The following is a 7,482-nucleotide window of genomic DNA, read 5'->3' as shown; positions in this document are numbered from 1 at the left end:
GCCCCCACGCTTTTCACTTCGTGTAATGCGCTGCCCCCCGTGGGGGCGCTGCGCCTGCGGCCCGGCAAAGCCGGTTCCGCGGCCCCTGCTGGCAAAGAAAAGTGTTCCGGAGATCGTGATGACCGACGATGAAGTCCTGACCCAAACCCGCCACTGGCTCGAAAAAGCCGTGATCGGCCTCAACCTGTGCCCGTTTGCCAAGGCGGTCTACGTCAAGAACCAGGTGCGGCTGGTGGTGAGCCAGGCTCGCCATGCGGATGACCTGCTGGAGGAACTGGACCGCGAACTGGATCTGCTGGTAGCAACGCCTGCCGAAGAGGTCGACACCACGCTGCTGATCCATCCCACGCTGTTCGACGATTTCCTGGACTTCAATGACTTTTTGGAGATTGCCGAAGGCGTGGTGGACGAGCACGGCCTGGATGGCGTAGTCCAGCTGGCCAGTTTTCATCCGCAATTCCAGTTTGACGGCACTGAACCCGACGACATCGGCAACTACACCAATCGCGCGCCATTCGCCATGCTGCATTTGTTGCGCGAGGAAAGCGTTGAGCGCGCTGTCGAAGCGTTTCCCGAGGCTGAAGCCATCTTCGAGCAGAACATTGCCACACTGGAAAAACTCGGCCACGCCGGGTGGAAAGCGCTAGGCTTGTAGCGCTATTTGGGTAAGTGCTGCCTGAGCATGGCATGCAGCTGCGCAAAATTAAAAGGCTTGGTCACATAGCCACTGGCGCCCAGGCGCAGCGCTTCTTCCAGCCGCTCCGATTCCGCACTGGCTGACAGAAACACAAAGGGTACCTGCCTGAGCGCCGGGTCGGCCTGAAGCGCGGCCAGCACTTCCATGCCGTTCATCTGCGGCATCATCACGTCGCAAAAAATCAGGTCCGGCTGCTGTTCCCTCGCCAGCTGAAGGCCAGCGCTGCCGTCCGCTGCCGCAAGGCCTTCATGGCCCTCCAGCCGGACGAAGCGCAGCAGGTTGTCCCGTATGTGGGATTCATCTTCAATCACCAGAATGCGCGCCATTTTTCTTTCGCGTTGAAGGCCCCGCTGTCATTGTTGGAGGGGCGGATGTTCTCCCTGACGCCAGCCGGCGGAGTTTGCCGCGCGCCAGTCTGGTAGCCCATCTTATCGCCTCGCCCCGGTTTCCCCAATCTGTCGCTCCCGAAACCGGGCTTCGCGGCCTCAGATCGTCACGGTAAAGCGTGTACCCTCGCCCACGATGCTGGCAACCTCGATCCGGCCGCCGTGCAGATCGACGGAGTTCTTGACGATGGCCAGCCCCAGGCCCGTGCCCTGGATCTCGCCGACGTTGCTGGCCCGGTGAAACCATTCGAACAGGTGGGGAAGTTCTTCGGCCGGAATGCCAATGCCCTGGTCTGCCACCTCGAAAGCGACGCCCCCTTCCGAGGAAAACACGCGGAAGGCAACTTTCCCGCCCTGCGGCGAATACTTGATGGCGTTGGACAGCAAATTACCGAAAATATGGCGCAGCAGCTTTTCATCAAAAAGCCCGACGTGGGGAGCCTCGAATTCCAGGGCCAGTTCGCAGCCAGTTTCCGAATGCTGGATGCGTGCATCCTCCACCAGGTCCTGGCAAAGCAGTTGCAGGTTGATCTGCGCGGGCTGGAACGCCAGCATCTGCGCCTCCACCTTGCCCAGCAACAACACACGGTCCAGCATCTGGGTCATGCGCTGTACGCCGGTTTCTATGGTGGCGATGACGTCGGCTTTTTCAGGCTCGGGCAGGCGGTCGCCGTAGTGCTTGAGGAGTTCGGCCGACGACAGGATGAACGCCAGCGGCGTACGAAATTCATGCGAGGCCACCGAGATGAAACGCGATTTCATGTCGTTAAGTTCGGTCTGCCGCTGAAGGGTCTGGCGCTGCGTCAGCTCGGCCTGCAGGCGGGCCGTGGCGTCCACCACGAAGATCAGCGTCGCTTCGCGCTTGCCCCATTCGATCTGGACCGCAGAAAGCTCCAGCGAACGCACCTCGCCGGTCTGCGTAATCACGCGAAAGCCGTACATTGAATCCACATCGTCGCCGCGCAGACGGCGCTCGTGGCGCTCGCGCATCACCGGCAGGTCTTCGGGGTGGACCGTGGCGGTGTACGGCTGCGACAACAGGTATTCGCGCGGATGGCCCACAATGCGTTCCAGGCTGGGGTTGGCGAACACCATGCGCCCGTCCTGCACCACCACCACGCCGACCCCGACGTTTTCAATCACTGTGCGGTAACGCTCTTCCGACTTGCGCAATTCATCCAGTGCCTGATAGCGCTCGATAGCACTGCTGACGTGATTGGCCACAAAAGACAGAATATCGGCGTCCGTGTCGCTGTAGGCCACGCCCGGCTCGTAGCCCTGCACCGCCAGCACACCGCCTATGGTGCCGCGTATGTGCATGGGCACGCCCAGCCAGGAGCTGAAAGTCATGTCACCGCTGCCTTCCGTCACATCGCCGGCGGCTTCCAGCACTTTCAGGCGCGTGGCGTCAATAATTTGCGGTTTGCCGGTGCTCAGGACAAACTCGGTCAGTCCCTGGCGGTAGGGCACGTTGCTCAGTTGCAGCGCATCACCATCGCGTTCGTCCACGTAATACGGAAAATCCTTGCGGTGTTTCTGCGCATCGTAGAGGCACACATAGCAATTCTTCGCATACAGCAACTCGCCCAGCAACCCGTGAACAGACTGCAGGAAATCGTAGAAGGACAGGTCGGCTGCCGCCCGTTCGGCAATGCGGTAGAACACGCGCTGAAGCGTTTCGGCCTTTTTCTGTTCCCGCGCTTCAGCCTGCAGTTCCCGGGTGCGTTGTTCCAGCCACAGGTTGGCGGAAGTTTCCTGCTTTTGCTTCTCTAGCTGCAAATCCCGGTACTTGGCCTCCAACGCCCCGTATTGCTGTTGCAGCTGCTTGAGCTGGAGTGGCAGGTCGGCGTCGGACGGCATGGCGCGGCTTGGGTGTTCCGTGGAAGGTGGCCGCCGTGATGGCTGCGCCTGGGTTTCATTATGCGGCTTTGGTCCGGACTTCCCCTCGCCGGTATTGTGGCGTTTTCCCTGTGGCTGGATTTATTTTCTGGCCCTTATGTACGCACAGCGCTGCTCTGGGCATTCGGCCTGAAGAATACGTGCAAACCCTCGGCACCTTTACAGCGCCAATGTTCAGCCCTTTGCCGTTGCGCCCAACCAGCGCGTGGCCAGCTGCACCCAGTAGGTTCCGCCCAGGGGGATCAGGTCGTCGTTGAAGTCATAACTCGGGTTGTGCAGCGTGCAAGGTCCCTCGCCGTGGCCCATCTCGCGGTGCGCGCCGTCTCCGTTCGAAATAAAACAGTAGGCACCCGGCTTGGCCTGCAGCATGTAGGCGAAGTCTTCGGCACCCATGGTAGGCTCCTGCGCCAGCACATTGCCTTCGCCCACGATGTCTTTCATCACCTGCCGGGCAAAATCGGCTTCAGCGGGGCTGTTGATGGTGGGTGGGTAATTGCGCGTGAAAGTAAATTCACAGCGTGCCTCAAATGCGGCGCAGGTGTGTTCAGCCACTTCTTGCATGCGTTTTTCGATCAGGTCCAGCACCTCGATGCTGAAGGTGCGCACAGTGCCCTGCAGTTCACAAAAATCGGGCACCACGTTGGTTGCTTCGCCGGCATGGATCATCGTCACCGAGATCACGCCCGCGTCCACCGGTTTCTTGTTGCGGCTGATGAYGGTCTGAAAGCCCTGCACCATCTGGCAGGCTACCGGCACCGGGTCTATGCCGTTGTGCGGCATGGCGGCGTGGCTCCCCTTGCCGCGTATGGTGATCTTGAATTCGTTGCTCGAAGCCATCACGGGCCCTGCACTGACGGCGAAAGTGCCAACGGGCGCCCCCGGCCAGTTATGCATGCCGAAGACCGCTTCCACGGGGAATTTCTCGAACAGCCCGTCCTTGATCATCTCGCGTGCGCCGCCGCCGCCTTCCTCGGCCGGCTGGAAGATCAGATAGACCGTGCCTTCAAAGTTCCGGTTTTTGGCAAGGTGATGCGCCGCGGCCAGCAACATGGCGGTGTGGCCGTCGTGGCCGCAGGCGTGCATCTTGCCCGCGTGCTTGCTGGCATGAGAAAACTTGTTGAATTCCTGCATCGGAAGCGCGTCCATGTCGGCGCGCAGGCCCACGGCACGGCCACAGGCTCCGCCGTCGCGACCCTGCACGATACCCACTACACCGGTGGTTCCCATGCCCCGATGAACGGGAATACCCCAGGATTCGAGTTTTTTTGCCACGACGTCCGCGGTGCGCACTTCCTGAAAGCAGAGCTCGGGATGTGCATGGATGTCCCGTCGAACGGCGGCGATTTCGGCAGTTTCTGCCAGGATGGAGTCAATGATTTTCATGACAATTTCCCTTAAAAAAAGATGTTAACCAGACCGGGCCGGTCCTGCAGGAAACTCAAATTCGACCCTCTTGTACGGCGTGGCATGCCACATGCACCTGGTTGACGGTGATGAGTTGCGGGCGTTCGCTGCTGCAACGTGCGTCTGCGTGCGGGCACCGCGGATGAAAGGCGCAGCCAGCGGGCGGGTTCAGCGGGTTAGGCACTTCACCCGAGACCGGGGTGCGTGCCCGGCCGGTGTCGTGCATTTTGGGGATGGCGTCCAGCAGCATGCGCGTGTAGGGATGGCGCGGGCTGTCAAAAAGACTGCGTTTGTCCGCCAGTTCCACGAGGCGGCCCAGATACATCACGCCGACCCGGTCGCTCACGTGGCGGACCACTGCGAGGTTGTGCGAGATGAAAAGATAAGTCAGGCCGCGCTTTCGCTGCAGGTCTTTCATGATGTTGAGCACCTGTGCCTGCACGCTGACATCCAGCGCAGAGGTCGGCTCGTCGCACACCAGAAACTCGGGCTCCGTAGCCAGGGCGCGTGCAATCGATATACGCTGGCGCTGCCCCCCCGAAAACTGGTGCGGGTACCGGGGCATGTCCAGCGCAGACAGGCCCACCGACCTCAGCAGCTCGCCTGTGCGCTCTTTCAAGGCTGCGCTGTCATTCAGGATGCCGTGCTCTCGCAGCGGCTCGGCAATGATGTCTTCCACCGTCCATCGGGGGTTCAGGCTGGCATACGGGTCCTGAAAAATCATCTGAATGCGCCTACGCAATTGGCGGCCCTGCGGCGTCCTGAACGCGGCGTGCGCATCCTGGCCGTCAAAGGTCAGCCCACCCCGCGTCGGCTCATAGAGACCCACCAGAAGGCGGGCTACGGTGCTTTTGCCGCAGCCTGATTCGCCGACCAGCGCTAGCGTCGTGCCTCTCTCGATGTCGAAACTGATTCCGTCCACGGCTTTGAGCAGCAGGCGGGGCTTGCGTTCGATCACGCGGTTGAGCCAGGGGGGTGAGACGTCAAAGGTTTTGGCCAGGTCGCGTGCTTGAACCAGGGCCCCCGTACTTGCCGCTTCGCGAATTTTTTCGCTGCCCCTTGCAGCTTCCTCAGGGGCTAATTTTCCTTGGGGCGGCCCGGCGGAAAATTCTCTCGCGCCAACTTGGGACGTTTTTGAAATGTCACTCATGCCGTCACCTGCGCATGCGCATCGTGCAACCAGCAGGCCGCTCGCGTGGTGCCAGCCGGCATCAGGTCGGGCCGTTCCTGGCGGCAGCGGTCAAAAACCTTGGGGCAGCGCGGGTTGAACGCGCAGCCTTGGGGAATGGCGTTCAGGCGGGGCATGGCGCCATCGATCTGGTAGAGGCGGTCGCGCTCGACCGCCACGTCGGGAATCGCGGCCATGAGGCCGGCGGTATAGGGATGCGACGGTTGGTTGATCACCTGGTGCACGGGCCCGATTTCGGCAACCCGCCCGGCGTACAGCACGGCTACCCGGTCACAGGTCTCGGCGATCACGCCCATGTCATGGGTGATCAGCATGACGGCTGCACCGCGCTGCCTGCAGATGCTTTTGAGCAAGGCGATGATTTGCGCCTGGATGGACACGTCGAGCGCGGTGGTCGGCTCGTCAGCCACGATCAGCTTGGGTTCGGCCGCGAGCGCCAGGGCGATCACCACGCGCTGGCGCATGCCACCCGAAAATTGGTGTGGATAGTGGTCCATGCGCTGCGCGGCAGCAGGAATTCCTGTGTCGTTCAACAGCTCGATGGCACGCGCCCGCGCTTCCCTTGCGCTGACAGGCAAATGAGCCTGGATAGTCTCTGCCAGCTGGCGGCCTATGGTGTAGAGCGGGTTTAACGACGTCAGCGGGTCCTGGAAGATCGCGCCAATCTTGCGCCCCCGGATGTGGCGCATGCGCTCCTGGGAAAGGTTGTCGATGCGCTCGCCTTCGAGCAGTATCTGGCCGCCTGCCACGCGCCCGGGCGGCTCCAGCAGTCCGATGATGGCCGCGCCGGTCAGCGACTTGCCCGCACCCGATTCACCCACAACGCCAAGGATTTCGCCGGGAGCGATGTCAAACGAGATGTCGTCCAGCGCGCGCAGCGTACCGTGCCGGCCGGGAAACTCGACCACCAGATTCCTGATTTGTAAAAGACTCATGGTTTGTCTGGGTTACCTTAGCCGGGGATTCAACGCGTCACGCAGCCAGTCACCAAGAAGATTCACGCTCAGCGCGATCAACACCAGCATCAGGCCCGGGAACACGGTGATCCACCACTCGCCCGAGAACAGGTAGTCGTTGCCGACGCGGATCAGCGTACCCAGCGATGGCGAGGTGGGTGGCGCACCCACGCCCAGGAAGGAGAGGGTGGCCTCAGTGATGATGGCGGTCGCCACCTGGATGGTTGCCAGCACCAGCACCGGCCCCATCACATTGGGCAGTACATGGCGCCGCATGATGCGCAAGGGCGCCACGCCCGTGACGCGTGCGGCCTGCACATATTCCTTGCTGCGCTCCACCATGGTGGAGCCACGCACCGTACGCGCATACTGCACCCAGCCTGACTGACCCATCGAAATAGACAGGATCAGCACGCCCATGGCAAGCAGCTGGCTCGCATCAGGAAACACTGCACGGCCAACACCGGCAATCAGCAGTGCGACCAGGATGGGCGGAAAAGACGACATCACGTCACAAACCCGCATCAGGGCCGAATCGATCCAGCCGCCGCGAAAGCCCGCCAGCAGTCCCAGTGAGACACCCACCAGCGTGGAAAGAATGACGGACGCAACCCCGACCACCAGGGAAATGCGCGCGCCGTACATCAGCGCCGACAAAATATCACGCCCCTGGTCATCGGTGCCCAGCAGGTATTTCGTACTGCCTTGTGGACTCCAGGCCGGCGGCAGGCGGGCATCACTGAGCTCCAGCGTGCTCAGGTCGAACGGGTCATGAGGCGCCACCCAGCCGGCGAACACCGAGCAAAAGATGCAGACCAGCGCAATACCCGCCGCAGCGATTGCCACCGGAGAGTGGCGAAAGCTATAGCCGACATCACCGTCCAGCCAGCGCACAAGAGTTGTCTTCATTAAAAATCAGTCCGTATATCCTGTGGAGAGCGAAGCGAAGTC

Annotated in this window: 7 protein-coding genes; 1 reads left to right on the top strand and 6 read right to left on the bottom strand. The window is 61.5% G+C overall.

The annotated features are described in order from the left end of the window. Positions 1 to 118: 118 nt before the first annotated feature. Positions 119 to 655 carry a DUF1415 domain-containing protein gene (locus tag AC1D0Z_RS06450; RefSeq protein WP_477657413.1) on the top strand — a complete coding sequence of 179 codons (537 nt, stop codon included), beginning with the start codon at positions 119 to 121 and terminating at the stop codon, positions 653 to 655. Positions 656 to 657: 2 nt separating this feature from the next. Here the strand turns inward: AC1D0Z_RS06450 and AC1D0Z_RS06445 are convergent, their stop codons facing one another. The 6 genes from AC1D0Z_RS06445 to AC1D0Z_RS06420 all read right to left on the bottom strand — a co-directional run bounded on the left by AC1D0Z_RS06445 (position 658) and on the right by AC1D0Z_RS06420 (position 7,440). After that, positions 658 to 1,023: a response regulator gene (locus tag AC1D0Z_RS06445; protein WP_477657412.1), complete on the bottom strand. Its 366-nt coding sequence runs from the start codon at positions 1,021 to 1,023 to the stop codon at positions 658 to 660. Positions 1,024 to 1,182: 159 nt separating this feature from the next. Further along, positions 1,183 to 2,943 carry an ATP-binding protein gene (locus AC1D0Z_RS06440; RefSeq protein WP_477657411.1) on the bottom strand — a complete coding sequence of 587 codons (1,761 nt, stop codon included), beginning with the start codon at positions 2,941 to 2,943 and terminating at the stop codon, positions 1,183 to 1,185. 213 nt (positions 2,944 to 3,156) lie between these two features. Further along, a complete protein-coding gene (locus AC1D0Z_RS06435) occupies positions 3,157 to 4,365 on the bottom strand; it encodes a M20 aminoacylase family protein (protein ID WP_477657410.1) in 1,209 nt (402 codons plus the stop codon). Between the two features lie 55 nt (positions 4,366 to 4,420). Continuing rightward, complete coding sequence (locus tag AC1D0Z_RS06430; RefSeq protein WP_477657409.1) at positions 4,421 to 5,536, bottom strand: ABC transporter ATP-binding protein; 1,116 nt, start codon at positions 5,534 to 5,536, stop codon at positions 4,421 to 4,423. Further along, positions 5,533 to 6,510, bottom strand: a complete 978-nt coding sequence (locus AC1D0Z_RS06425; protein WP_477657408.1) for an ABC transporter ATP-binding protein — start codon at positions 6,508 to 6,510, stop codon at positions 5,533 to 5,535. Before AC1D0Z_RS06425 ends, AC1D0Z_RS06430 begins: the two co-directional genes overlap by 4 nt. A gap of 12 nt (positions 6,511 to 6,522) precedes the next feature. Continuing rightward, complete coding sequence (locus AC1D0Z_RS06420; RefSeq protein ID WP_477657407.1) at positions 6,523 to 7,440, bottom strand: ABC transporter permease; 918 nt, start codon at positions 7,438 to 7,440, stop codon at positions 6,523 to 6,525. Between the last annotated feature and the right edge of the window lie 42 nt (positions 7,441 to 7,482).

The sequence above is a fragment of the Polaromonas sp. P1_E3 genome (assembly GCF_056405935.1).
Note: the sequence above shows the minus strand (reverse complement) of the source record. Positions and strands in the feature narration are given on the sequence as shown.